Origin of the sequence: Aeromonas sp. S2(2024) (genome assembly GCF_041402505.1) — a bacterium.
Taxonomy (GTDB): Bacteria; Pseudomonadota; Gammaproteobacteria; order Enterobacterales; family Aeromonadaceae; genus Aeromonas; species Aeromonas media.
In genome coordinates, this window is the sequence record NZ_JBGLRL010000007.1 from 166,001 (window position 1) to 188,881 (window position 22,881).

Consider the following 22,881-nt stretch of genomic DNA (forward strand, 5'->3'; position numbering starts at 1 on the left):
GCTCCCGCCATAAAAAAGGCCGCTGGGAGCAGCGGCCAAGGAAGGATCCGATAGCAGAGAGGCTTAACGGTAGGTGTTCGAGTGCTTGCGCCTGTTGCTGAGCAACCAGCACACCGCCAGCACCAGCAGCAGCCAGGGCGCCAGCTTGATGATGAGGGCAAACATGCCGGCCAGGGCGCCAAACAGCACGAAGACCCCGCTCACCAGCAGCATGGCCAGCACGGTAAACCCGGTCAGCGCCATGGTCACCAGTACCAGCATCAAGACGATAAATTCCAGCATGTTGTGCTCCTCACAGGCTTGCAGTGGCCAGCGAGTCTGATCCGGGGATCAGTCCAGCCAGCGTTTCAATTCACGACGGGGCGGCATGACCAGCACCGCCAGCAGATAGAGAGCCAGGGCCAGGGGCGGCATCAGGATAAGCGCCAGCAAGGCCAGCACCCGCACCGTCACCCTCGAGATCCCAAGCCCCCTGGCCAGACCGGCACAGACCCCGGTCAGCTTGCGATGGGCCAGATCTTTGGGCCAGGGGCTCATGGTTATGCCTCCGCCTTCCGGCTTTTCAGACGAGCCAGCTCGCGCTCAATCTCGTCGTTCAACTCCAGCTCGCGGAACTGGGCCTCCAGGGAGGGATTCTGCCCCAGGGTCGCCGCCTCCAGCTGGGCTTCCAGCTGATCTACCCGGCCCTGAAAGCCGTCGAAGCGGGCCATCAGCTCATGCATGCGCTGGTTGTCCACCTGGGCGCGGGCACGGATCCGGCTGTGGACTGTCTGCTCGCGCAGGGTCAGCATCTTCTGCTTCTCGCGGGCCTCGGTCAGCTTGGTCGCCAGCCGCTCGCTGTCGGCGGTGAGCTGGGCCAGCACCTCGGCCACCCGGGCCTTGTCCTGCTCCAGTTGATCGCACTTCTTGACCTCGGCCAGCTTCTCCGTGAGGGCGGCACGGGCCAGATCCTCACGTCCCTTCTGGATGGCGAGCTCGGCCTTGGCAGACCACTCCTGGATCTGGTGGCGCAGCGCCTGCTGATGGCGCTCCAGCTGTTTCTGTTCGGCGATGACGCGGGCGGCCTGGGTTCTCATCTCGATCTGCACCTGCTCCATCTCTTCGATCATCAGACGCAGCATCTTCTCCGGCTCTTCACTCTTGTCGAGCAGGCTGTGCAGGTTGGCATTGATCACGTCGGTCAGGCGGCTGAATACGCTCATAGTCTGGCTCCTTGTTGATGGGATGTCACTCTCTTCCCATGGCATTACAAGAGCCGTGCCAAGATAATTTATTGTTGTTTTACAGATAGATGGAGACTTGGCATTGCCATCTCAAGGCCATGAGTTGGTGAAAATCGCCAACAGCGTGGTGATTTTAACCAATAAAAAAGGGAGCCAGCGGCTCCCTTCATGCAGTTGGGTTCAACCTCAGGCGGCCGGGCGATGGCCCAGCTTGCCATCCAGCTCCGCCAGCTTGGCTTCCATCCTGGCCCGGCAGGTATCCGACAGATCGCGGATGCCGGCGGCGCCGTGCTCCTTGCTGCACAGAGGGGGCAGCATCTCCAGCAGCACCTCGCCGTTGTCCCAGCGGTTCAGGTCAACCTGACCGAAGTAGCTGGAGCAGACGATGGGCACCACGGGCACTTCGGCCTGGACGGCGGTGTGGAAGGCGCCGGCCTTGAACGGCAGCAGACCGCGGCCCTGGGAGCGGGTCCCTTCCGGGAACATCCAGATGGAGGTGCCGTGGTGCTTGATGCGATCCACCACCTGGCCTATGGTGCCGATGGCGCGGGAGCGGTTGGATCTGTCGATCAACACGTTGCCGGAGAGCCAGAAGATGAGGCCAAAGAAAGGCAGCCACAGCAGACTCTTCTTGCCCACCGCCACCACGCCGGGGCGTACGGCACCGGTCACGGTGAAGATGTCGAAATTGCTCTGGTGATTGCAGACATAGACGGCAGGCCCCACCGACTTGACCTCGTCCGGAATGGTGACCCGGACCTTGAGCCCGATGAGCGGGCAGACGGCATGGTACATGCGGGCGAAAACATAGACGTTGTTGGGGTGGCGCGGACGCACCAGACAGAGCAACAAACCAAACACGAACCAGAAGATGAGCAGCAGGGTAAGCAGCAGCACACGGGCAATTTTGAGCATCGAACACCTCGGAATTTGACTCGGCGCAGTATACTGGTCCCCCTTTTAGCGAACAAGCGTTCGCCAGACAGAACCGACCACCCCAGATGGAGCACGTGCTCTCATCGAATCCCGCTGGCTTGCTCACGCCACCATTGATCGATAGGATATGCCCCATTCAACAGGGTAGGACGAGCATGATTTTGCGACAACGCGTGGCGACAAGACTCCTGCTGCTGGTCTGCATTCTGGTGCTCAACTGTGCGGCCCAGCCGCTGGCCAGATTGGCACAGCTTGACCAGGCCCTGAGTTGCCAGGCTCTTCCCCTCCCCTCGCCCAGCGCCGATGCCGACGAGGGGCAAACCGCGACGCCCCAGCCCAGCAGTTGCCAGCTCAACGGCAAGTGGCTCAGTGCCGCCAACCTGCTCTGCGCCGAGCAGATCTTCTTTGCCATCGCCTTCGTGATTGCCCTGCTGGCGCCCCTGTCGCGCCGCGCCCCTGCGCTTCCCCCTCCCATCAATATCTCGCCCCCCGAACGGCGACTGCACCTCACCCTCTGCGTCTGGCGGGAATGAGTCTGCGGCGGTTTTCTCCACCCTGACTTTCATTTTCAAGAGACAAACACATGTCAAACATCATCAAGACCGCCCTGTTGCTGAGCGGTCTGCTGTGGCAATCCTTTGGGTTGGCCAGCGACACCGGCTGGCTCACCAGCCCCCAGAACGATCACGCCAAGGTGCGGCTGCAAGCTGACACCCGGGATCCCGCAGCCCCCCGGGTGCTGCTCAGCCTGCAGCTTGAATCCGGCTGGAAAACCTATTGGCAGAACCCGGGGGAAGGCGGCATAGCCCCCGAGATCCTCTGGGATAAGCCCGAGCCGGCGGCGCAGCGGCACTGGCCAGTGCCCAGACGGTTCGACGTCAGCGGCATCTCGACCCAGGGCTATCAGGGGGACGTCAGCCTTCCCATCAGCCTCACCCGCAGCGGCGGCGAGGCGCTGACGGGTACCCTGCGCCTCTCGACTTGCAGCAACGTCTGCATCCTGACCGATTACCCCTTCACCCTGGCGCTGGACGGCGCTGCCCCTGACGGGTTCGACCTTGCCTATGCGAAGGCGATGAGCACACTGCCACAGGCCATGCCGGGCACGGTCACCCTCGAGGCGGGCTACCGGCAGAACCAGTTGCAACTGACCGCCGACAACCCCCAGGGCTGGCAGGATCCCCAGGTCTTCCTCCAACGCCTGGAGGGAGCCGAATTTGGCGAGCCCAGCCTGGACGTCCAGGGCAACACCCTGATCGCCCGCATTCCGGTCAGCGATGGCTGGCAGGGGGATGCCCCCGATATCCGTCATCAGCCACTCGGGTTGGTGCTGGCGAGCGGCGAGCAGGCCTGGCAGAGCGAGGTCAGCATAGGTGACCCCCTGACCCTGCCGAGCGGCGGCCAGTCGCTGCTCTGGTTGCTGGGAGCTGCGCTGCTGGGGGGCCTCATCCTCAACCTGATGCCCTGCGTGCTGCCGGTGCTGGCCCTCAAGCTGGGATCCGTGCTGCAACTCGAGAGCCGGGAGCGCCGTCCGGTGCGCCTGCAATTCCTGGCGGCCAGTGCCGGCATCCTGGTCTCCTTCTGGGCGCTGGCGCTGATGAGCACCCTGCTGCGCGCCACCCAGGGAGCGGTCGGCTGGGGCATACAATTCCAGAGCGTCTGGTTTATCGGCTTCATGGTGGTGGTGACGGCGCTGTTCTGCGCCAACCTGCTGGGGCTGTTCGAGCTGCGGCTGCCGAGCAACCTCAATACCCGCCTGGCCACCAGCGGCGGCCAGGGGCTGGGGGGTCATTTCCTGCAGGGCTGCTTTGCCACCCTGCTGGCCACCCCCTGCTCGGCGCCCTTCCTCGGCACTGCGGTCGCCTTTGCGCTCGGGGCGCCGCTCGGTCAGCTCTGGCTCATCTTTACCGCGCTCGGTGTGGGCATGAGCCTGCCCTGGCTGCTCATTGCCGCCGTCCCCCGCCTGGCGCTCTGGCTACCGAAGCCGGGCCTCTGGATGGGGCGCCTGCGCACCCTGCTCGGCCTGATGATGCTGGGCTCCAGCCTCTGGCTGCTCAGCCTGCTCGGCAACCACGTCGGCCCCTTCTGGATGCTGATCCTGATGGCGCTGATGCTGGTCGCCCTGCTGCTGGCCGTGGTGTGGCGCCATGGCATACGCACGCTGACTTTGGGGCTGGCACTGAGTTGCCTGCTGGGTGGGGCCCTGCTGCTCGGCGGCGCCTTCACCCTGGACGGCAAACCCCAGCAGGACAGGGTCGACTGGCAGCCGCTCTCGGAGCAGGCCATCGCGCTGGCACTGGCTCAGAACAAGCGAGTCTTCGTCGATGTGACCGCCGACTGGTGCATCACCTGCAAGGCCAACAAATTCAACGTACTGCTGCGAGATGATGTGCAACAGGCCCTGAGCGCCCCCGATGTGGTGGCCCTGCGCGGGGACTGGAGCCGCCCCTCCAACACCATCGCCAGCTTCCTGCGCCAGCGCGGCAGCGTGGCCATTCCCTTCAACCAGATCTACGGGCCCGGCCTGACGGATGGCGAGATCCTCTCCCCCCTGCTGGACCGATCGACCCTGCTTGCCACCCTGTCGCAAGCCGGTATTGCCCACTCTCAAGGAGAAACCAAATGAAACCGACCCTGCTCGCCCTGACCCTGCTGGGCACCTTGTTGACCCCGGCTCTGCACGCCGCCCCCTTCACCCCGGAGCAGGAGGCCCGCATCAAGGAGCTCATCCGCGAGACCCTGGTCCAGAACCCGAAGATCCTCGATGAAGCGGCTGAATCCTGGGAGAAACAGAACGCCGCCGATCAGGCGGCCCAGCTCGGCGACTTCATCAAGGGCAACCAGGACGTGCTGTTCAACAGTGCCACCAGCCCGCGCCTGGGGGCCAAGAACCCCAAGCTGACCCTGGTGCTCTTCACCGACTACAACTGCCCCTACTGCAAGCAGTTCGACCCCGCGGTGGCCAAGCTGCTCAAGGCCTATCCGAACGATCTGGGGTTGGTGATCAAGCTGCTGCCGTTCAAGGGGCAGACCTCCGCCAAGGCGGCCCAGTACAGCCTGACCCTGTGGCAGCAGGATCCGGCCCGCTTCCTCGCTCTGCACGACAAGCTGATGAGCAAGCAAGGCATGCTGACCGAGGCGGACATCAACAAGGCGCTGGCGGCCACCGGCAATGTGGCGCTCAAACCCGAGGGCAAGGCCACCGAGGAGCTGCGCAATAGCCTGCGTATCGGCACCCTCTTGGGGGTGCAGGGCACACCGGCGACCCTGATCGGCAATCAGCTGGTGCCGGGGGCCCTCCCCTATGATCAACTGGAGCAACTGGTGAAGGCCGAGCTGGCCAAACGGACATGAGGAAACTACCCGTGGAGCTGCGTCCATACAATCAGCGAATCGGCACCTTGCTGGGCGTGCAGGGCACACCGGCGACCCTGATCGGCAATCAGCTGGTGCCGGGCGCCCTCCCCTACGAGCAGCTCGAACAGCTCGTGAAAACTGAACTGGCGAAACTGGGGTAACGAATGACCGAGACGGCAACCCCCAGACCCCGCTGGCGACGCTGGGGCAAGGAGGCGCTCTGGCTGCTGCTGTTTGCCCTGATCCTCTCGACCGTGCTGGATCTGTGGCGCAGCCCGGCGCTGCCGGAGGGCAGCCCGCTGCCAGTGCTGACCCTGCAAGATGGCACCCGGGCCAATCTGCAGGCCATGAGCCGGGGGCGGCCGCTGCTGATCTACTACTGGGCCAGCTGGTGCGCCGTCTGCCGCTTCACGACCCCGGCAGTGGAGCAGCTCTGGCAAGACGGTGAGAACGTGCTGACGGTGGCACTGCGCTCCGGTGACAACGCCAGACTGCAACAGGGCATGGCCAGGAAGGGGCTCAGCTTCCCGACCCACAACGATGAGCAGGGGACGCTCGCCGCCCGCTGGCAGGTAAACGTCACCCCCAGCTTCCTCATCCTCAAGGACGGCAAGGTGGTGAGCAGCACCACGGGCTGGAGCAGTCGCTGGGGCTTGCAGCTACGGCTGCTGTGGGCCAGCTGGCTGGCTTGAGCCCCATCACAATGAGCAGAGCCCGGTATGACTACCGGGCTCTTTTTTCATCTTGAAGGTGGTTCCCTTCACTTCAGGCTCAGACCTATTGCGCCGGGGACATCATCCCCTGGCCGAGCCGGGCCTTGACGTTTGCCCGTTCGGCCTCGTCGATCACGCCGTCACCGTTCTTGTCCAGACGGGTGAAGAGGGTCTCATGGCGTTCCATGAACTGCGCCTTGGTCGTATCCTGCATCGGCCTCATGTTGCCCATCTTGCCCGGCATGGCCTTGCCCGATTGCTTCATCGCCTCTTGCATCTTGGCCATGGCGGCCTCTTTCTCGGCAACCGACAGGGTGCCATCACCGTTGCTGTCTTGCCGGGCGAAGCGCTGCTCGGCTCTTTCCATGAACTGGGCCTTGGTGATATCCCCCTTGAGCATCACCAGCGGCTCATCGAGACTCTCATCGGCGGCGATGGCGACACCGCCCAGCAGTACCAGAGGCAGAAGATAACGTTTGAACATGATGTCTATTCCTTGTGATGGCCCCGGCCTTGCCGGGTCCTGATGCCTATCCCCAGGGCAGGATCCTTGTCACATGCACGCCCGACGATGTGGTTCCAGCATGAGTACACTGTCGCCCGTCACGGATACCCTCTGTCAGTGTAGTCCCCATGCCGGGCCCTTCATGTCTGCAGGGCTGACAAGCCGCTCTGTGACGAGCGGGATCCGTGCCCGTCCCGGGCTGCCGTCATCTCGTGTCCTATTCATGGCGGTGGCCGGTAGTTTCCGTTAAAATGACGGGTTTTTACCGTGCCTGGTTCCCCCAAGCCCCATCAGGCGCCAGCATTGTGACTCTGATGATGCCAGTGATGCAGGATCTGCCATGAACAACTACTTTCGGGTGCTGGGCGTCAAGTCCAACGCCAGCGAAAACGACATCAAGAAAGCCTATCGACGGCTCTCGAACCAGTACCACCCCGACAAGTTGCACGGGGCGAGCGAAGAAGAGAAAGAGCAGGCAGCCATCAAGCTGCATCAGGTGAAGAAGGCCTATGAGGTACTTTCCGATCCCAAGGCGAGAGCCGCTTTCATCAAGGATTTCAACAACGTCATCGTGACCGATCCCGCTGCTGCCATGCAGGAGATGTGGGACCAATTCTACCCCTGAGGGCGCTATGCAAAAAAAATGGGACCAGGCGCGCATCAAAGCGCTGATGAGTGACGCGGGCGAGAACATCGAATCCTACCGGGATCAGGATCAGCCCAAGGCGCTCGAGCAGTTCACCGGCAAGATGAAGGCCCTGCTGCTGGCCGATATCAGCATGCTGGAGTTCATGCCCGAATACCTGCCGCTCGCCCTCTATGGTCGGGTGCAGTTCCCGCCCAAGGCGAAACCGGAGTGGGCCAGGTGGCTCGCCGACGGCGTACAACCCTCATGGGACGCGTTCAAGGTATCGGTGGCGTTCAACAACGCCGATCTGCCGCTGGTCAAGGCGGTGCGGGCCCAGAGCGAAGATCAGCTGATCGAAGCCTGCGCCGTGCTCTATCTGCTGGACAATCCCCTGCCCCGCGGCGGTCGCCGTGCCGATGACGACTTTGAGCTGCGGGACGACGAGGATGACGACGGGGAAGATGCCGACGCCGACTATCATGGCGGCGAGGGTGAGGAAGACGATCAGGACATGTACGACGAAGTACGTTTCTAATTGGGGCAAGGCATGAGCAATAGTCTGATAGAAATTACCGCCATCGAGATCAAAGAGCTGGCCGTGGTCGAACCGAAACAGGCGAGCGAGAAGTTCGAGCTGATCGCCAAGACCATGTCCGACGAGCAGTTGGCCGAAGTGATTGAAAACATTGATATCGTCACCCTGACCCAGATCAACGGCCAGCACGACATTTCCTTCCCGTCCATCATCTCCGAGCTGATGACCCCGGAGCGGATCCGCGACATCGTCTGCCAGCAGCCGCTCTACTGGGAAGAGGCCATCAAGAACAATGCCGAAGAGCTGCAGCAGCACACCTTCGATTTCCTCAACTACCTGATCCGCACCCAGGACAGCGAGGCCAAGCAGACCGAGATCCTGGAGTGCATCGCCGACGATCCCGCCGGGCTCTTCTACCTCGCCATCCCCTTCATCGAGTTCTATCGCGGCGATCGCTACGAGGATGAAGAGGGCTATCGCGACGCCCTGCACGCCGAAGAGGAAGATCTCGAGGAGTCCCTCGCCTACAGCGAGCGCCAGCAGAGCGAAGATACCCACGACTACCCGCTGGATGACCCGAGAAGCCTCTTGATGCTCATTCGCGAGCAGGCTCCCGAGGTGGAGAAAGCGATCAAGTCGCTGCTGCGCAGCGAGAACGCAACCTGGGATGGCATCATCAACAAGTTCGCCAACGAGCTGGTGATGCAGGCCAAGGAGAAGAATCAGGTCAGCGACGAGTACGACGAAGTGGACGACATGTTCAGCTTCCTGGATTGAGGAGAGCCCTATGCAGCTAGTCATCCGCGAGGCCAACGAAGGCCCCTTCCTCACCCAGGTACTGCGTTTTGGCCGCGACAACGAACGCCTGAGCGACCAGCAGCTTGCCGCCATCAAGGGCAAGGCGGTGCTGATGAGCCTGAAATTCGCCGACAAGTACTACAACAAGTACAAGATGCACCTGCTGGAACAGGCCGCCCACGACGTCATCGGCGTGGTGAGCCTGGGGTTGCAGGAGCTGTCGCAACGGGATCCGGCCAAGGCGCTGGCCCTGCTGCAGGCGCCGGAGGGACCCATCAAGCCGTTCCAGAAGGGCTGGTCCATGCTGATCTCCGTCAGCCCCAGGCAGACGGGCAACAGCCTCTACGGTGACGTGGATGCCAGGCTGCTGGACAAGATCTCGAGCCCCCCCGACATCGAGGAGTGGCAAGGGTGGCAGGAGTACGAGAAGGCGCTGGCCGAGCACAACAAGGTCCGCCTGATGGGGCTCATCGACCAGCACTTCTTCGCCAGCGAGAGCGATCACCCCACCATGGAGGACAAGCTGGCCGAGGCCCTGCTCTACCGCATCCTCTGCGGCAAAGGCAGCGGCGCCGCGCCCCTCAAGGTGAAGCAGGATCTCAAGCGCAAACTGGCGCGGGAGATTGAACTCGACGAGGCCTGGTACGATACCGACTATCTCGCCGCCCAGCTTGTCCTGATGCTCGCCGAACTGCCCGCCGACATGGCCGCCGCCCTGCGCCAGGAGCTGAGCCCGGGCTTCGTGCCCAACCTGCTGCACACCCTGGGGTTTGTGCGCCAGTATCAGCAGCTGCAAAGGGACAACGCCTCGCCGGAGAAGCTCGACAACATCGAGATGCGCGCCGGGCTCCGTCACCCTCTGCTCGGCTGGCCCCTCTACCACGACTTCTAGGGCGCATTTTCACCGCCCACACCATAGTCCCACAACGCCCGGCTTGCCGGGCGTTGTGCTATCTGCCTGGCAGTAGGCGCCGCCGAACAAGCACTGCCAATAGAACACGCCCCTATATAAGCACTGACGTACAACCAACCCAATTGTGAGGCGTCGAGCGCTCCTCTCGGAACGCTCGCAGGTCATTGCAACCATACCCGTATCGGCCCAGTCAGTTTCGAAGGGGATCGCCGATCTCTGTATAACAGAAGCGCTCACCTCTTAAATACTGTCATTTTGATACACAATCGCCCCCCAATATTGGCTGCCATTACCTGTTTGGCGAGTCCATCCATCTGCCTCCAGTTGTCTGGCGATCATTCGATTCATAAAGCCATGACCGAGCAGCAGCACCGGTCCTTCGCTGGCAAGGGATTGAAGTCGTTGAGCTGCCGTGCTGGCGCGCCTCTTCGCAGTGCCGACAGATTCGACTCCATGTGAGTAACCCCACAACCATAAAATTCGCAGGATAAACGCCCAGACAAACGGCGATAGCCGTGGCAGTCTCCAGTGGCCATAAGGCAGTGGCGCTTCACGAAATAGCCCGTCGACGAGGGCGGGTTTCAGGCCGAGCGCCTGAACTGAGGTCAGCGCACGAGGCAGGTTGCTCGAGACTATCACCTTGGCGGTGGCGGCGAGTTGCTTGCTGGCTTCCGGGACGGGGTGCTTGGTAATGTCGGAGCTGTCGTACTGCTCGATCCAATCTTTCATCTCGAGCGCTGACATTTTGTCGGTTGCGGCCAGCTTGGGCTGGCCGTGACGCATCAGGATTATTTTTCTGCTCACTGTCTCACTGTCCGTTTACGCCCTTGTCCTGATGTGTTCCAAACCAACCGTGATCACGGTACCACACCACTGTGTCGGTGATGGTTTGCTCCAACGCCCGGAAACGCAGATCAAGCTCTCGCTCACTCTTGCCGTGATTGAAACAGGTGCGGTCCTTTTCTCGTATCAACAGGCGCAACGTAGCCATGCTCAGCAGAATGGGCTTGCCAGTAATACGCGCGTAGACCTCCTGCACCGCCGCCAAGGCGTATAAAAAGGGCAGCGGCAGTTGTCGAACGGGTGTCTTGACGCCAGCGATACGCCCAAGAACAGGTATCAGCTCACGCATTGTCATATGCCGGCCCGCCGCGAGATAGCGCTCACCCCGGCGCCCATACCTGGCTGCAGCGATCAGCGCCAATGCCACATCGCGGGCATCGACAACGGAGAAGCTACCGGGGATAAGTCCGGGCAATTTGCCGCGTACGACATCGTTGACCAACTGTCCCGAGGAGGTCGGGCCAATGTCGGCAGGACCCCACATCCAGCCAGGCAGGACCATGCAGGCATGCATCTCGGGATGGGTTTCCAGGAACGACAGGACGACACGGTCGGCGAGGATCTTGCTGCGGTAATAGTCATCCGCGTCAGCGTCGGCCCGCAGACAGTTTTCATCAATTGACGTGCCGGGTGCGCCGTCGAGCACGGCAATGGAAGACGTATGGATAAACCGTCTTATGCCAGCGCTGTAGGCCTGGCCAAGCAGGTTCCGTGTACCGGACACATTAATCTTGTCGAGCTCCTCCCAGTGACTGCCGCCCTTGTAGCTGTCGCGAAAGTACGCTGCAGTGTGGAACACCGTATCACAGCCTTGTAGCGACGCAGCGAACGCATCGACATCAGCCATGTCGCCCACCACCAGTTCCACACCCGGCAGATCCTTGAACTGTTGTTCACCTTTGGCTCTTGAACGAACCAGGGCTTTGACTGCGTGACCACGAGCGACCAGTTCACACACCAGGTTGTTGCCCAGCAAGCCGGTCGCGCCAGTGACAAATGTGTTATGCATGCATCACCCCTCACTCTGATCGGCTAACGGCATCAATACCACACGGTCGAAGAAAACTTCTTCACGTATGACCAAGCCGTCTCTGAAGGTGAGGTGTGCGGCGTAATACAAGGTAATGTGGCGCCCATGAGGTGGAATCACCCGGTCCGACAGCACTAATGGTGCCGTGAAGGTGCCGGTCAGGAAGACGATCAGTGCCAAACGATCGTCAGTGACAACAAATGGGCTCAAGATCACTTTGGCATCGGGGAATGCTTCGAGTAGCGCAAGCTCTCGCTTGTGCATGGCCTCACGACCTGTTTGTATCCCTATGCCATCGAAGTAGCTAACGTCTTCGGAAACCAGTGCAAGCATCGCCTCCAGGTCTCGGCAATTAAAGGCGCTGGCGGCACGTGCCGCATAGCCATTGGAACCAGTTGTCATACAGTCCATTCCATTCTTTTCGAGGGAGTGTAGATATACCGTTGACGCCGCTATCTAAAAACAGCGACTACTGCATAATGGCTTTGCAAATTTGCAGATCAGGCAAGATATGGAGCATGGCTTTGCAAGCAAACTGGGACGATCTTCGCCTGTTGTTGGCAGTCTCGCGACGTGGCAGCTTTCTTCAGGCTGGCCAATTGCTGGGGATCGCAGCCTCTACTGTGGCGCGACGGCTGACTCAGCTTGAAGGCGCACTGGGCGAGCCACTCGTCGAGCGGGGAGTTGAAGGATGCAGATTGACCCCACGAGGCCAATCCCTCGTGGACGTTGCCCTGGCTGCAGAAGCAGGCTTGAGACGTCAAACCGTTACGGGCATATCTGATCCGCACACAGAGCTATCTGGCAATATCGTGGTCAGCGCAGGAGAGGGGTTCTCGTCTTGCGTGCTGGAGGCCGCGAGTCGTTTCACCACTCTGCATCCGCGATGCTCGGTGGAGTTGCTGGTCACAGCCGATTTTCACAAGATCGTCCGCGGTGCCGCAGACATTGCTGTACGCACGACCCACCTGGGCGAACCTTCGCTTATTTATCGCTTCATAGACAGGCTCGCTTACGGTGTCTTCGCCGATGCGGCTTATCTGAAGCGGTTTCCGGGGCTGACTCCAGCCACTGCGGTCAATATTGGCCTGCTTCCTCCGCTGGACATGTTGCCTCAAATGCGTGCGGCAAAGGCCGCAGGTCTGGACCACACGCCGATCAGCGTGAACTCGTTTTCGGTTCAACTCGAATCGGTGAGGCGAGGTATGGGGGTGGCGGTGCTGCCCCGTATTCTGGCGAAGGATCTGATCGAATTGTTCCCGGAACTCCAGCTTCCAGATATGGAGGTCTATCTGGTGACTCGGCCACAGGTATTGAAACAGGCTCACATCAAATGTTTTTTTGTCATCCTGGAGAAGGTTCTCATTGAAGCCCTGTCCATGAAGAGTGTCGACGATCACCTCTTGGGAGTCGCGCCGAAATGAGTGCGTCATATACAGGAGCTTCAGACTCAACCAATTGAAATAGATATAAAAACACTTCGTTTGTGATCTCGTTTATCGCCAAACAAAATCAACACGCGCGAAGCCTATGACCATTATCAATGCTGATGACTAACTCCTGGCTCCCGCCGTACTCGAACACATTGCCCGGCTGGCCGCTCTACCACGACTTCTAGGGCGCATTTTCACCGCCCACACCATCGTCCCACAACGCCCGGCTTGCCGGGCGTTGCGCCATCTGCCGGGCAGTAGGCGCAGCCGGACTACCTCCTAAGCGTCATTGGCCCACATTTTGTCAGGGATATAATGACTCCCCTATACGACCGCAGGGGAAGAGCCATGAGCAGAAAGCCGGACAGGATCACCGCGATGCAGCAGATCATCGACGCCGTGAAGCAAGAATTCCCGCTCTATCAGCCGGATACCTTCAAATGTGGACCAGACAACACCTGCATCGGCTGCCCCAAGAAGCTGATGGAGCTGGTGGACACCGACCTCTCCTACTGGCAATACCAGATCGATCGCGGCATCCCGCCCAGCTTCGACGAGATCCAGCGCTTCGGCAAGATGTGCAAGAACATCCGCCGGGCCCTGGTGCGCAACGGCCGCATCCCCGCCTGATTTCGCATACACCTTGATCACCCATAGACGGCCCTCCGACGAAGGGGCCAAGGAGCAGACCATGACTCAGGAAAGGATCCAGACCCAATACCGACTCGGTGGCCCCTTCGCCAGCCAGGCCGAGCTGGAGCAGGCCATCACCCGGGCAATCGAAGCCCACAGGTCAGACTTCTTCCCCCTGCTGGAGCGGCTGGTGGATGAGGGCAATCCCGGCGTCCACCTCAGCCAGGAGCACCCGCCCCGGGTGCTGGGCATCTCACTCGATCAGGATGGCGCCCGGGGGCTGGCCCGCCTCGGCTACGAATCCAACTTCTTCGAGGGCTGCCTTATCGTCGACAGATATGAGCAGCACCAGATCGACCTGCCCTTTCGCCTCGAAGAGGATGCGCTTCTCTTCGATATCGAGCTGCCCATCGCCTGGAATTTCAATAACTGAGGGGTTCGCGATCTCGCCTGGCATCATCACAAGAAAGGAGCCTTACCGGCTCCTTTTTCGATGCTCCCCGCAGATGGCTGGCGAGGCGGCTTCGCCCCTCCGCCCGCGTCAGGTGAGATAGTAGCGCCACGACCGGACCGGCTCGGCGTAACCGACCCGGATGCAGAAGGGCGCCAGCTCGTGATTGGCCTGCTCCAGACTGAGGGTCTGGTGGGCATCTTCCTGGCACCACTGCACGAACTCGTCGCTGTTGAAGCTGTAGTGATCCCCGTGAAAGGCTCCGTGAGCCTCGATCAGTCCGATGGCTTTCTCCGTTTCCATGTTTGGCCTCCTGGCACTGTGCTGTTCCTTTCAAGCTTAGCGAGCAGAGGCAACTTGCGGGACATCACCAACCACACCCTTGATCCATGACAATTGGCAAAGGGAGGCAAGAGGGGTTACCAGCAGGGCCGCAGCAGCCGGTTTTCGCGAACCTCTGATTACGCTTCGCTAATCACTGGTGCACAATGGCCGTATTTCCCGCCTGAGGGCCCGAGTCGCTGCCGGGCGTGAACAGGAGCCAGCAAGGCCGAAACATCCCGCCACAGGCAACACCCGAGAGGAGCAGACCATGACCCAAGAAAGGATACAGACCCGCTACACCCTGAATGGCCCCCTTGCCAGCCACGCCGAGCTGGAACAGGCCATCGCCCGGGCTATAGAGGCCCACAAGCCCGACTTCTTCCCCCTGCTGGAGCGGCTGGTGGACGTGGGGGACAGCCGGGTCAAGCTCAGCCAGAAGGACCCACTGCGGGTAGTGAAGGTGGAACTCGACGATGCTCGCACCGGAGGCAGTGCACGCCTCAGTTACGAATCCAACTTCGCCGAGAGCTGCCGGCTTATCGACGAATATGACCAGCACCAGACCAGCGTGGCCTTTCGTCTCGACGGGGATCAGCTGATATTCGATCTTGAGCTGCCCATTGTGTGGAACTTCGACAACTGATTGGCGGCGGTGCCATTCCCCTGGCTTGTTGTACCCAATGGCACCTCCCCTCACCCTGACCCTCTCCCAAGGGGAAAGGGGGCTGTATCGAGCCAGCCTAGTGCTCTAGCTACCTTCTTCTAAGCCACGCATCACCAGCCCCTTATGTCACCGCCATCCGATTTAGCTACGAGCAGCGTTCCCTTTTCCCCTTGCGGGAGAAGGGCTGGGGATGAGGGATAGCAAAAGAAATAACTACCAGCCATATTGCACCAACCGGCTCTCGCGAATGCCTGATTACGCTTTGGTAATCAAACCTACGACCCTCATCACATTGCATGTATAAATAATCAGCGGCATCATATGGCTATATGGAAGTAGGTTCAGATCACGGTAATCAATACCTATAGCCTGATAAACTATCTCAAAAAATGAAATCAATTAAAAACACCAAATTTATTTTAGGGGGATTGCATGGCAATAATGTTTCCAAACTTCGGGCCGAAAAGTAACGATAGTTATTCTGCCGAACCCCTCATCTATGAGCAATTAAAAAATCAACTAGATGATAGTTACTATGTATTGCATAGCATTCCGTGGTTGTCTTCCTTTGTTCAAGAATTCCATGGAAACAAAAGTCCAATTGGAGAAATTGATTTTCTTATTTTACACCCACGAAATGGAATTTTAGCCATCGAGGCCAAGGGAGGTAGAATCGCACATGGCACACAAGGTTTCTACTTTAGCCAATCTAGTAACCACACCTTATTTGACCCCGTATTCCAATTAAAAAGAGGTGTATTCGCAATTCAAAACTGGATTAAAGAAAAAGGAATATCTGTTCGCATTGGTCATGCATATTTCTTTCCTGAATCAAAAGCATCTATCAATGAGCTACCTCCAGCAATGGTTGATTATGATAATGGAATGCCGATTAATCTTTTATTAGACATTAAAGACCTGCATAATTTATCAAAAAGAATAGAGGAGATAATGCTATTTTTTAAAAAAACATTATCTTCACTTGATATGACCAACCACACAATAGAAACTATTATCTCTATGATAGTACCAGACAAAGATTATTCACCATGCTGGTACTCAAGAATCAACAACGACACAAAACTATGGTTAAAATTAACAGAAGAGCAAATTGAATGCATGGAGCTATGCCTAAGAGAAGATAATTCCAGCGTTATTGTTAGTGGTTGGCCAGGCTCTGGAAAAACAATAGTTGCAATTCAAATTGCAAGAGAACTTTCCACTAGTGGCAAGAAGGTTTTAGTTATAACATTCAACAAACTCCTATCACATAAAATATTATCTGAGCTTTCATCATATAAAAGTTGCGAAACTTATAACATACATATGCTCTGCCAAGAGATGTCTAGGAAAACAGGTGAAAACCCTATTATAGATCAAGAGTGGTTTAATAATGGCGCTTATGACAGCTTAAGGATTGCATGTAATGAAGGCTTATTAAAAAAATATGATGCATTAATTGTCGATGAAGGCCAGGTAATTAAAAAACATGCTTGGGATGTACTTGTCTCTGAATTTGAAAACCGAAAAATAATTGTAATGTGTGATGCTGCTCAAGCATTTCAATACGAGTCACCCGTAACTGTCTTGCAGTTAGAAACTTACTTAAAAACTCAAGCCTACTATCTAACAAACAGCTTGAGAATGCCTAAGAAAGTTTGTGAAAGAATTAAATTATTCAATAAACCAAATTATTCCGTGATAAATCCTAGGCCAGCAGAAGATGACACATTATTAGAAATAATATCACATGAACCAATACAGACTCTAAAAAACACTATTCTACAATTACTGGCTGATAGAATACCTCAATCATACATTGTAGTTCTTAAGCCGTCATATGTATCTGTACCTAATGGCATTGTACCACAAGGCGTTGAAGTGGAATCAATAGGAAAATATAGGGGATTAGAAAAACCTATTGTCATAATATATGCATCAGAAGAAATGACAGACGTCGATTTTTTCTGTTCTTATTCTAGAGCAACCAGTAGATGCTTAGTAATACTAGATGCTCTCTCTCTAAAAAATGGCAAGTTTGATTCTTTAGGGAAAATAAAACTCCAATCAGATAAAGACATGATTTACAGCGAGGCAAAAAAATCGCTTGTAACCTTCAAAATAAATCAGCAGCATCTTAATAAAGAGATAATTTCAGATGATTTATTCGAACTGTCATGGTGTTATGACTGGGGACTTTATATATTACAAGCAGGGAGCGACGATATATATAGAGCTTTAATAGTCAGTTATTTACTTAGTGTAAAACAACCAGCATTCATTACTTGGAAAGCTGCTGATGATAACAGTGTACTTTTATTAAACCATTCCGAAAAGTATAGTCACATCAGCTTAACCTTAGATTATTGTGATAAGTGTAAACGCCAGTCCCTATTTCTCACTCCTTATTCACCATCGGAAATAGTGGTTGACTGTATTACTTGCCAAGGCATCACTAGCTATCGAGATTATAACTTTGAGAATTCTATATATAATATCTTACACCTATTGTTAAACCCAGAAAAATATACCCTTGAATATAAAAAATCAATATCCCCATATATATTTGCAATAGGTGTTTTAATAAAATCAGGCATTAACATAAGTAACCAAGAGATCGCACCGCTGCTTAATTCAATCACCAGTCCAAAAGGTAGGATTGCATTCATTTTCGTGTTGTCATTTATCTCAAGAGAGTATATTGGTAAGAAAAGGCTAACATTTAGCATTAAAGAGGTAGCCAATCTCACTCACTCATGGAATAGAACCATATCGCAATTTAGCTATCAAAAATGGCAAGGATTTGTAAATGATGCATTTAGTCGACTGGTTAAGCATGAAATATCTATCAGCGTGAGCAAAGGAATTCGAGAAATAAAAGAAGATAAAATCATGAGCATTGTGAATGCAATATCTACCATTAAAAGCTGCAATAACACCAAGAAGGAATAATATCATTATAAATATTTATTGCTTATTTAAATATAAAAGGGCGCTTTCGCGCCCTTCTATATTAATTATCCTTCCTGATTTTCCCCGGCTGCCGGTTCGGCGCCGGCGACGGCTTCAATCTCGATTCGGTCCACCCGCTGCAAACCGCGGGGCAGCTTGGCACCGCGGCGGCCGCGCTCGCCGCGGTAGTAGTCGAGATCCGAGGGTTTCAGAGTCAGCTTGCGCTTGCCGGCAAACAGGGTGACATATTGCCCCTGCGGGATAATGGCGGCCATCACCATAAACTCCTCCCGCGCCTTCACGCGAGCGGACGGTATGCTGATCAGCTTGTTGCCCTTGCCCTTGCCGAGCACCGGCAGGGTGCTGAGCGGGAACAGCAACATGCGCCCCTCATTGGAGATGGCCATGCAGAGATCGGTCTCTGGCGATCCAATCTTCTGGGGTGCCATCACCTGGCCACCTTCCGGCACCGTCAGCAGCGCCTTGCCGTTCTTGTTCTTGCCAATCAGGTCGTCATATTTGCAGACGAAGCCGTAACCGGCGTCGCTCGCGATCAGATACGGCTCCCCCTCGTTGCCCATCACCAGATGGCGCACCTCTTCCCCCGCCCCCAGCGCGAAGCGACCGGTGAGCGGCTCCCCCTGACTGCGGGCAGAGGGCAGGGTGTGCGCCTCCAGAGAATAGGTACGGCCCAGGCTGGAGAGGAACACCGCCTGCTGGTTGCTGCGCCCGCAGGCGTGGGCGAGATAACCGTCCCCCGCCTTGTAGGAGAGCCCCATAACGTCCACATCGTGGCCCTTGGCGGCACGCACCCAGCCCTTGTCGGAGAGGATGACGGTCACCGGCTCGCTCGGGGTCAGCTCCTTCTCGGTCAGGGCCACGGCGGTGGCACGCTCCACCAGGGGGGTGCGGCGATCGTCGCCGTACTTCTCGGCATCCGCCAAGAGCTCTTTTTTGAGCAAGGTGTTGAGGCGACGCTCGGAGCCCAGGATCAGCTCCAGCTTGTCGCGCTCCTGCGCCAGCTCTTCCTGCTCGGCACGCAGCTTGAACTCTTCGAGCTTGGCCAGATGGCGCAGTTTGAGCTCGAGGATCGCCTCGGCCTGGGTCTCGCTGATGTTGAAGCGCTCCACCATCACCTTGCCCGGCTCATCCTCGGTGCGGATGATCTCGATCACCTCGTCGATGTTGAGGTAGGCGACCAGCAAGCCTTCGAGGATGTGCAGGCGGGCCAGCACCTTGTCGAGACGATATTGCAGACGGCGACGCACCGTCTCGCGGCGAAAGACGATCCACTCGGAGAGGATCATCTTGAGGGTCTTCACCTGGGGTCTGTTGTCTAACCCCAGGATGTTGAGGTTGACCCTGTAGTTCTTCTCCAGATCCGTGGTGGCGAACAGGTGGGCCATCAGCCCCTCCACATCCACCCGGTTGGAGCGGGGAATGATCACCAGACGGGTCGGGTTCTCGTGGTCAGATTCATCCCGCAGGTCGGTGACCATCGGCAATTTCTTCGCCACCATCTGGGCGGCGATCTGCTCCATGATCTTGGCGCCGGAGGCCTGATGGGGCAGCGCCGTGATGACGATGTCGCCATCCTCCTCGCTCCACACAGCCCGCTGCTTGATGGAGCCCTTGCCGGTCTCGTAGATTTTGCGGATGTCGTCTCGCGGGGTGATGATCTCGGCGTTGGTCGGATAGTCCGGCCCCTGAATGTGCGCCATCAAGGCATCGAGCCCCGCATTGGGGTTGTCCAGCAGCTCGGCGCAGGCATAAGCCACTTCCCGCGCGTTGTGAGGCGGGATATCGGTCGCCATCCCCACCGCGATACCGGTCACCCCGTTGAGCAGGATGTGGGGCAGGCGGGCGGGCAGCACCACGGGTTCCTTCATGGTGCCGTCGAAGTTCGGCGTCCACTCCACCGTGCCCTGGCCGAGCTCGGAGAGCAGCAGCTCGGAGAAGCGCGACAGCCGCGCCTCGGTATAACGCATGGCGGCGAAGGACTTGGGATCGTCCGGCGCCCCCCAGTTGCCCTGACCGTCCACCAGCGGGTAGCGGTAGGAGAAGGGCTGGGCCATCAGCACCATGGCTTCGTAACAGGCGCTGTCGCCGTGAGGGTGGTACTTACCCAGCACGTCACCCACGGTACGGGCGGACTTCTTGTGCTTGGACAGCGCCGACAGTCCCAGCTCGCTCATGGCGTAGATGATGCGCCGCTGCACGGGCTTGAGGCCGTCGCCGATATGCGGCAGGGCCCGGTCCATGATGACGTACATGGAGTAGTTCAAGTAAGCCTGCTCGGTGAAGGCGCGCATAGGCTGGCGCTCTACCCCGTCCAGACTGAGCTCTAGATCGCTCATAGATTTGTTCTCTTTCGGTTATAGAGTCGGTTGGCGCTCTACTTCATCCACAGACTGAGCTCGATAGCATCACTCATGTGATTATCTCTTTCGGTTCGGGAGCCGCCCCTGGGCGACTCCGGCTGATACTTGCTGACCCGCGCGGGCCAGTCGATGGCTTAGATGATGGCAAGGTTGCCCTTCTCCTCTAGCCATTCACGGCGATCCGGGGCGCGCTTCTTGGCCAGCAGCATGTCCATCAGTTGCAGGGTATCTTCCCCCTGTTCGTCCATGGTGAGCTGCACCAGGCGGCGGGTATTGGGATCCATGGTGGTTTCCCGCAGCTGTTTCGGGTTCATCTCGCCCAGACCCTTGAATCGGGTCACCATCACCTTGCCCTTCTTCTTTTCCGCCTCGACCCGTTGCAGCACGCCGTTCTTCTCATCCTCGTCGAGGGCGTAGAAGACCTCCTTGCCGATGTCGATCCGGTAGAGCGGCGGCATGGCGACGTAGACGTGGCCCTTGTTGACCAGGGTACGGAAGTGCTTCACGAACAGGGCGCACAGCAGGGTGGCGATGTGCAGACCGTCCGAGTCCGCATCCGCGAGTATGCACACCTTGCCGTAGCGCAGGCCGGAGAGATCCTCGGAGTCCGGGTCGAGCCCGATGGCCACCGAGATGTCGTGCACCTCCTGGGAGGCGAGCACCTGACCGGCCTCCACCTCCCAGGTGTTCAGTATCTTGCCGCGCAGCGGCATGATGGCCTGAAACTCGCGATCCCGCGCCTGCTTGGCGCTACCGCCTGCGGAGTCACCCTCCACCAGGAACAGCTCGCCTTGCATGGGGTCGGCGCAGTTGCAGTCGGTGAGCTTGCCGGGCAGGGCCGGGCCCTGGGTTATCTTCTTGCGCACCACCGTCTTGGCGGCGCGCATCCGGCGCTGGGCGCTGCTGATGCAGATCTCGGCTATCTGCTCCGCCAGCTCGGTGTTGCTGTTCAAATAGAGGCTGAAGGCATCCTTCACCACCCCCGACACGAAGGCCGAGCTCTGGCGGGACGACAGCCGCTCCTTGGTTTGACCGGCGAACTGGGGATCCTGCATCTTGACCGAGAGGATGTAGGCGCAGCGATCCCAGATGTCTTCCGGGGTCAGCTTGACCCCGCGAGGCAGCAAGTTGCGGAACTCGCAGAACTCGCGCATGGCGTCCAGCAAGCCCTGGCGCAGGCCGTTGACGTGAGTGCCGCCGAGCGCGGTAGGAATCAGGTTCACATAGGATTCGGCGAGGCATTCGCCCCCTTCCGGCAGCCAGCACAGGGCCCAGTCCACCGCCGATTGATCCGTGCTGAAGGCGCCAACGAAGGGCTGCTCCGGCAGGCAGGTGAACTGCTTGACCGCATCGATGAGGTAATCCTTGAGGCCATCCTCGTAGCACCATTCCAGCTTGATGCCGGTATTCTTGTCGAGGAACTTGATGGTGAGGCCGGGGCAGAGCACGGCCTTGGCCTTGAGCAGGTGCTCCAGCTTGGAGACCGAGAAGCGGGGCGAGTCGAAGTAGCTTGCCTGCGGCCAGAAGCGCACCCGGGTGCCGGTGTTGCGGCGCCCGCAGGTGCCGGTGATGGTCAGCTCCTGTACCTTGTCGCCACGCTCGAAGGCGATGTCATAGACCTGGCCGTCCCGGCGCACCGTCACCTCGACCCGATCGGACAGGGCGTTCACCACGGAGATGCCCACCCCGTGCAGACCGCCGGAGAACTGGTAGTTCTTGTTGGAGAACTTGCCCCCCGCGTGCAGCTTGCAGAGGATCAGCTCCACCCCGGAGACCCCTTCCTCCGGGTGTATGTCGACCGGCATGCCACGACCGTCGTCGATCACCTCGAGGGACTGATCTTCATACAGGGTCACCTCCAGGGTGCGGGCATGGCCCGCCAGCGCCTCGTCGACGCTGTTGTCGATGACCTCCTGGCCGAGGTGATTGGGCCGGGTGGTGTCTGTGTACATGCCGGGGCGACGACGCACCGGTTCGAGGCCATTGAGGACCTCAATGGCATCCGCATTGTATTGAGTGGACATGGAGGGCCTTGCGAATTGACGTTTGGAGGGAATCTTAACTGCTCGGCGGAGGCAGAACAAACTCCCAGCACAGAAAGCTTGATCTGGACAGGTACCCTGCCATTTTTCGGGAAAGGGCCGGGCCGGGCCGGCGTTGCTTTAACGATCGGCGGGATGATTGACCCCGTCCAGCACTGGCACCTCGCCGAGCGCGAACGGATTGACCCCCTCCAGGCAGGCGAGGTTGTAACCATACTCGGCCGGATTGGAGCGGCGCTGATGGTGGGTGTAGATGCCGCAGACGCCGCAGAAGTAGTGCCTGGCGGTATGGGTGTTGAACTGGTAACAGCGAAGCTCGGCCTCTCCCTGCAGGATGCGGATGCCCGAGAGCGGCACCGAGGCGACGATGGCCCCCCGCCGCCGACAGAGCGAGCAGTCACAGCGGCGGGGATCCACCACGCCGTCCGGCAGGCTGAGCTCCAGCACCACGGCGCCGCAATGACAGCTGGCCCTGTGTTTCCCCTGGATGAGGGTGTTGCCGATGCGCTTGATCATATGG

Annotated in this window: 25 protein-coding genes and 1 pseudogene; 14 read left to right on the forward strand and 12 right to left on the reverse strand. The window is 58.2% G+C overall.

Features of this window, described 5'->3' with window-relative positions; translation table 11 throughout:
• Nucleotides 1-63 precede the first annotated feature (63 nt).
• From pspG to ACB039_RS09915, 4 genes are all read right to left on the reverse strand, one after another.
• Complete coding sequence (gene pspG, locus ACB039_RS09900; protein ID WP_042649984.1) at nt 64-282, reverse strand: envelope stress response protein PspG; 219 nt, start codon at nt 280-282, stop codon at nt 64-66.
• 48 nt (nt 283-330) lie between these two features.
• Complete coding sequence (locus ACB039_RS09905) at nt 331-537, reverse strand: PspC domain-containing protein (RefSeq protein WP_042649985.1); 207 nt, start codon at nt 535-537, stop codon at nt 331-333.
• Between the two features lie 2 nt (nt 538-539).
• Complete coding sequence (gene pspA, locus ACB039_RS09910; protein WP_371165560.1) at nt 540-1,202, reverse strand: phage shock protein PspA; 663 nt, start codon at nt 1,200-1,202, stop codon at nt 540-542.
• 207 nt (nt 1,203-1,409) lie between these two features.
• Nucleotides 1,410-2,138, reverse strand: coding sequence for a 1-acylglycerol-3-phosphate O-acyltransferase (locus ACB039_RS09915; protein ID WP_042649987.1), 729 nt, complete (start codon nt 2,136-2,138; stop codon nt 1,410-1,412).
• A gap of 176 nt (nt 2,139-2,314) precedes the next feature.
• Between ACB039_RS09915 and ACB039_RS09920 the strand changes: the two genes are divergently transcribed.
• The 5 genes and pseudogenes from ACB039_RS09920 to ACB039_RS09940 all read left to right on the forward strand — a co-directional run bounded on the left by ACB039_RS09920 (nt 2,315) and on the right by ACB039_RS09940 (nt 6,208).
• Nucleotides 2,315-2,692 (forward strand): hypothetical protein, encoded by a 378-nt coding sequence (locus ACB039_RS09920; RefSeq protein WP_139751114.1) that lies wholly within the window; start codon nt 2,315-2,317, stop codon nt 2,690-2,692.
• Between the two features lie 50 nt (nt 2,693-2,742).
• Nucleotides 2,743-4,785: a protein-disulfide reductase DsbD family protein gene (locus tag ACB039_RS09925; protein WP_371165561.1), complete on the forward strand. Its 2,043-nt coding sequence runs from the start codon at nt 2,743-2,745 to the stop codon at nt 4,783-4,785.
• Nucleotides 4,782-5,513 (forward strand): DsbA family protein, encoded by a 732-nt coding sequence (locus ACB039_RS09930; RefSeq protein WP_139751116.1) that lies wholly within the window; start codon nt 4,782-4,784, stop codon nt 5,511-5,513. Before ACB039_RS09925 ends, ACB039_RS09930 begins: the two co-directional genes overlap by 4 nt.
• A 35-nt stretch (nt 5,514-5,548) precedes the next feature.
• Nucleotides 5,549-5,677 (forward strand): annotated as a pseudogene (locus ACB039_RS09935) (DsbA family protein); the annotation flags it as partial.
• Between the two features lie 3 nt (nt 5,678-5,680).
• Nucleotides 5,681-6,208 (forward strand): protein disulfide oxidoreductase, encoded by a 528-nt coding sequence (locus ACB039_RS09940; RefSeq protein WP_371165562.1) that lies wholly within the window; start codon nt 5,681-5,683, stop codon nt 6,206-6,208.
• Nucleotides 6,209-6,293: 85 nt separating this feature from the next.
• On the opposite strand, the gene ACB039_RS09945 is transcribed toward ACB039_RS09940, so the two are convergent.
• A complete protein-coding gene (locus ACB039_RS09945) occupies nt 6,294-6,713 on the reverse strand; it encodes an EF-hand domain-containing protein (RefSeq protein WP_042649992.1) in 420 nt (139 codons plus the stop codon).
• Between the two features lie 361 nt (nt 6,714-7,074).
• Between ACB039_RS09945 and ACB039_RS09950 the strand changes: the two genes are divergently transcribed.
• From ACB039_RS09950 to ACB039_RS09965, 4 genes are read left to right on the forward strand one after another with little or no spacing between them, the layout of a single operon-like run.
• On the forward strand, nt 7,075-7,359 hold the full coding sequence (locus tag ACB039_RS09950) for a DnaJ domain-containing protein (RefSeq protein ID WP_025325592.1): 285 nt from the start codon (nt 7,075-7,077) through the stop codon (nt 7,357-7,359).
• Nucleotides 7,360-7,366: 7 nt separating this feature from the next.
• Complete coding sequence (locus ACB039_RS09955) at nt 7,367-7,897, forward strand: hypothetical protein (RefSeq protein WP_371165563.1); 531 nt, start codon at nt 7,367-7,369, stop codon at nt 7,895-7,897.
• Nucleotides 7,898-7,909: 12 nt separating this feature from the next.
• Complete coding sequence (locus tag ACB039_RS09960) at nt 7,910-8,674, forward strand: hypothetical protein (protein ID WP_371165564.1); 765 nt, start codon at nt 7,910-7,912, stop codon at nt 8,672-8,674.
• A gap of 10 nt (nt 8,675-8,684) precedes the next feature.
• Nucleotides 8,685-9,587: a hypothetical protein gene (locus tag ACB039_RS09965; protein WP_371165565.1), complete on the forward strand. Its 903-nt coding sequence runs from the start codon at nt 8,685-8,687 to the stop codon at nt 9,585-9,587.
• Nucleotides 9,588-9,848: 261 nt separating this feature from the next.
• Here the strand turns inward: ACB039_RS09965 and ACB039_RS09970 are convergent, their stop codons facing one another.
• Genes ACB039_RS09970 through ACB039_RS09980 form a run of 3 tightly spaced genes read right to left on the reverse strand, consistent with a single transcriptional unit; the run spans nt 9,849 to nt 11,883 of the window.
• Nucleotides 9,849-10,412 (reverse strand): histidine phosphatase family protein, encoded by a 564-nt coding sequence (locus ACB039_RS09970; protein WP_371165566.1) that lies wholly within the window; start codon nt 10,410-10,412, stop codon nt 9,849-9,851.
• Between the two features lie 4 nt (nt 10,413-10,416).
• Nucleotides 10,417-11,460, reverse strand: a complete 1,044-nt coding sequence (locus tag ACB039_RS09975) for an SDR family oxidoreductase (RefSeq protein WP_371165567.1) — start codon at nt 11,458-11,460, stop codon at nt 10,417-10,419.
• 3 nt (nt 11,461-11,463) lie between these two features.
• Nucleotides 11,464-11,883 carry an ester cyclase gene (locus tag ACB039_RS09980; RefSeq protein ID WP_371165568.1) on the reverse strand — a complete coding sequence of 140 codons (420 nt, stop codon included), beginning with the start codon at nt 11,881-11,883 and terminating at the stop codon, nt 11,464-11,466.
• 116 nt (nt 11,884-11,999) lie between these two features.
• On the opposite strand from ACB039_RS09980, the gene ACB039_RS09985 reads away from it, so the two are divergent.
• From ACB039_RS09985 to ACB039_RS09995, 3 genes are all read left to right on the forward strand, one after another.
• Nucleotides 12,000-12,905 carry a LysR family transcriptional regulator gene (locus ACB039_RS09985; RefSeq protein ID WP_218410255.1) on the forward strand — a complete coding sequence of 302 codons (906 nt, stop codon included), beginning with the start codon at nt 12,000-12,002 and terminating at the stop codon, nt 12,903-12,905.
• 387 nt (nt 12,906-13,292) lie between these two features.
• On the forward strand, nt 13,293-13,544 hold the full coding sequence (locus tag ACB039_RS09990; protein ID WP_005330471.1) for a hypothetical protein: 252 nt from the start codon (nt 13,293-13,295) through the stop codon (nt 13,542-13,544).
• A gap of 61 nt (nt 13,545-13,605) precedes the next feature.
• A complete protein-coding gene (locus ACB039_RS09995; RefSeq protein ID WP_371165569.1) occupies nt 13,606-13,980 on the forward strand; it encodes a hypothetical protein in 375 nt (124 codons plus the stop codon).
• Nucleotides 13,981-14,088: 108 nt separating this feature from the next.
• On the opposite strand, the gene ACB039_RS10000 is transcribed toward ACB039_RS09995, so the two are convergent.
• Entirely contained in the window at nt 14,089-14,301 is a 213-nt protein-coding gene (locus tag ACB039_RS10000) for a hypothetical protein (RefSeq protein ID WP_371165570.1), read from the reverse strand.
• A 289-nt stretch (nt 14,302-14,590) separates the two neighbouring features.
• On the opposite strand from ACB039_RS10000, the gene ACB039_RS10005 reads away from it, so the two are divergent.
• Both ACB039_RS10005 and ACB039_RS10010 read left to right on the forward strand, forming a co-directional pair.
• The gene (locus tag ACB039_RS10005; protein ID WP_371165571.1) at nt 14,591-14,965 is read left to right on the forward strand and encodes a hypothetical protein; all 375 of its coding nucleotides are present in this window, start codon (nt 14,591-14,593) and stop codon (nt 14,963-14,965) included.
• Nucleotides 14,966-15,418: 453 nt separating this feature from the next.
• Nucleotides 15,419-17,938: an NERD domain-containing protein gene (locus ACB039_RS10010; protein WP_371165572.1), complete on the forward strand. Its 2,520-nt coding sequence runs from the start codon at nt 15,419-15,421 to the stop codon at nt 17,936-17,938.
• A gap of 65 nt (nt 17,939-18,003) precedes the next feature.
• Here the strand turns inward: ACB039_RS10010 and parC are convergent, their stop codons facing one another.
• The 3 genes from parC to ACB039_RS10025 all read right to left on the reverse strand — a co-directional run bounded on the left by parC (nt 18,004) and on the right by ACB039_RS10025 (nt 22,877).
• On the reverse strand, nt 18,004-20,295 hold the full coding sequence (parC, locus tag ACB039_RS10015) for a DNA topoisomerase IV subunit A (RefSeq protein ID WP_371165573.1): 2,292 nt from the start codon (nt 20,293-20,295) through the stop codon (nt 18,004-18,006).
• Between the two features lie 158 nt (nt 20,296-20,453).
• Nucleotides 20,454-22,343 carry a DNA topoisomerase IV subunit B gene (gene parE, locus ACB039_RS10020; RefSeq protein ID WP_371165574.1) on the reverse strand — a complete coding sequence of 630 codons (1,890 nt, stop codon included), beginning with the start codon at nt 22,341-22,343 and terminating at the stop codon, nt 20,454-20,456.
• 138 nt (nt 22,344-22,481) lie between these two features.
• Nucleotides 22,482-22,877 (reverse strand): GFA family protein, encoded by a 396-nt coding sequence (locus ACB039_RS10025; RefSeq protein ID WP_226171201.1) that lies wholly within the window; start codon nt 22,875-22,877, stop codon nt 22,482-22,484.
• Between the last annotated feature and the right edge of the window lie 4 nt (nt 22,878-22,881).

What these genes read in the sequence shown, in the direction of transcription:
- ACB039_RS09950 (WP_025325592.1), top strand. Translation starts at nt 7,075, where the DNA reads ATGAACAACTACTTTCGGGTGCTGGGCGTCAAGTCCAACGCCAGCGAA.
- ACB039_RS09925 (WP_371165561.1), top strand. Translation starts at nt 2,743, where the DNA reads ATGTCAAACATCATCAAGACCGCCCTGTTGCTGAGCGGTCTGCTGTGG.
- ACB039_RS09960 (WP_371165564.1), top strand. Translation starts at nt 7,910, where the DNA reads ATGAGCAATAGTCTGATAGAAATTACCGCCATCGAGATCAAAGAGCTG.
- ACB039_RS09965 (WP_371165565.1), top strand. Translation starts at nt 8,685, where the DNA reads ATGCAGCTAGTCATCCGCGAGGCCAACGAAGGCCCCTTCCTCACCCAG.
- ACB039_RS10000 (WP_371165570.1), bottom strand. Translation starts at nt 14,301, where the DNA reads ATGGAAACGGAGAAAGCCATCGGACTGATCGAGGCTCACGGAGCCTTT.
- ACB039_RS10005 (WP_371165571.1), top strand. Translation starts at nt 14,591, where the DNA reads ATGACCCAAGAAAGGATACAGACCCGCTACACCCTGAATGGCCCCCTT.
- ACB039_RS09945 (WP_042649992.1), bottom strand. Translation starts at nt 6,713, where the DNA reads ATGTTCAAACGTTATCTTCTGCCTCTGGTACTGCTGGGCGGTGTCGCC.
- ACB039_RS09995 (WP_371165569.1), top strand. Translation starts at nt 13,606, where the DNA reads ATGACTCAGGAAAGGATCCAGACCCAATACCGACTCGGTGGCCCCTTC.
- ACB039_RS10025 (WP_226171201.1), bottom strand. Translation starts at nt 22,877, where the DNA reads ATGATCAAGCGCATCGGCAACACCCTCATCCAGGGGAAACACAGGGCC.
- ACB039_RS09980 (WP_371165568.1), bottom strand. Translation starts at nt 11,883, where the DNA reads ATGACAACTGGTTCCAATGGCTATGCGGCACGTGCCGCCAGCGCCTTT.
- parC (WP_371165573.1), bottom strand. Translation starts at nt 20,295, where the DNA reads ATGAGCGATCTAGAGCTCAGTCTGGACGGGGTAGAGCGCCAGCCTATG.
- pspG (WP_042649984.1), bottom strand. Translation starts at nt 282, where the DNA reads ATGCTGGAATTTATCGTCTTGATGCTGGTACTGGTGACCATGGCGCTG.
- ACB039_RS09920 (WP_139751114.1), top strand. Translation starts at nt 2,315, where the DNA reads ATGATTTTGCGACAACGCGTGGCGACAAGACTCCTGCTGCTGGTCTGC.
- ACB039_RS09975 (WP_371165567.1), bottom strand. Translation starts at nt 11,460, where the DNA reads ATGCATAACACATTTGTCACTGGCGCGACCGGCTTGCTGGGCAACAAC.
- ACB039_RS10010 (WP_371165572.1), top strand. Translation starts at nt 15,419, where the DNA reads ATGGCAATAATGTTTCCAAACTTCGGGCCGAAAAGTAACGATAGTTAT.
- ACB039_RS09930 (WP_139751116.1), top strand. Translation starts at nt 4,782, where the DNA reads ATGAAACCGACCCTGCTCGCCCTGACCCTGCTGGGCACCTTGTTGACC.
- ACB039_RS09955 (WP_371165563.1), top strand. Translation starts at nt 7,367, where the DNA reads ATGCAAAAAAAATGGGACCAGGCGCGCATCAAAGCGCTGATGAGTGAC.
- ACB039_RS09990 (WP_005330471.1), top strand. Translation starts at nt 13,293, where the DNA reads ATGCAGCAGATCATCGACGCCGTGAAGCAAGAATTCCCGCTCTATCAG.
- ACB039_RS09905 (WP_042649985.1), bottom strand. Translation starts at nt 537, where the DNA reads ATGAGCCCCTGGCCCAAAGATCTGGCCCATCGCAAGCTGACCGGGGTC.
- ACB039_RS09985 (WP_218410255.1), top strand. Translation starts at nt 12,000, where the DNA reads ATGGCTTTGCAAGCAAACTGGGACGATCTTCGCCTGTTGTTGGCAGTC.
- ACB039_RS09915 (WP_042649987.1), bottom strand. Translation starts at nt 2,138, where the DNA reads ATGCTCAAAATTGCCCGTGTGCTGCTGCTTACCCTGCTGCTCATCTTC.
- pspA (WP_371165560.1), bottom strand. Translation starts at nt 1,202, where the DNA reads ATGAGCGTATTCAGCCGCCTGACCGACGTGATCAATGCCAACCTGCAC.
- parE (WP_371165574.1), bottom strand. Translation starts at nt 22,343, where the DNA reads ATGTCCACTCAATACAATGCGGATGCCATTGAGGTCCTCAATGGCCTC.
- ACB039_RS09940 (WP_371165562.1), top strand. Translation starts at nt 5,681, where the DNA reads ATGACCGAGACGGCAACCCCCAGACCCCGCTGGCGACGCTGGGGCAAG.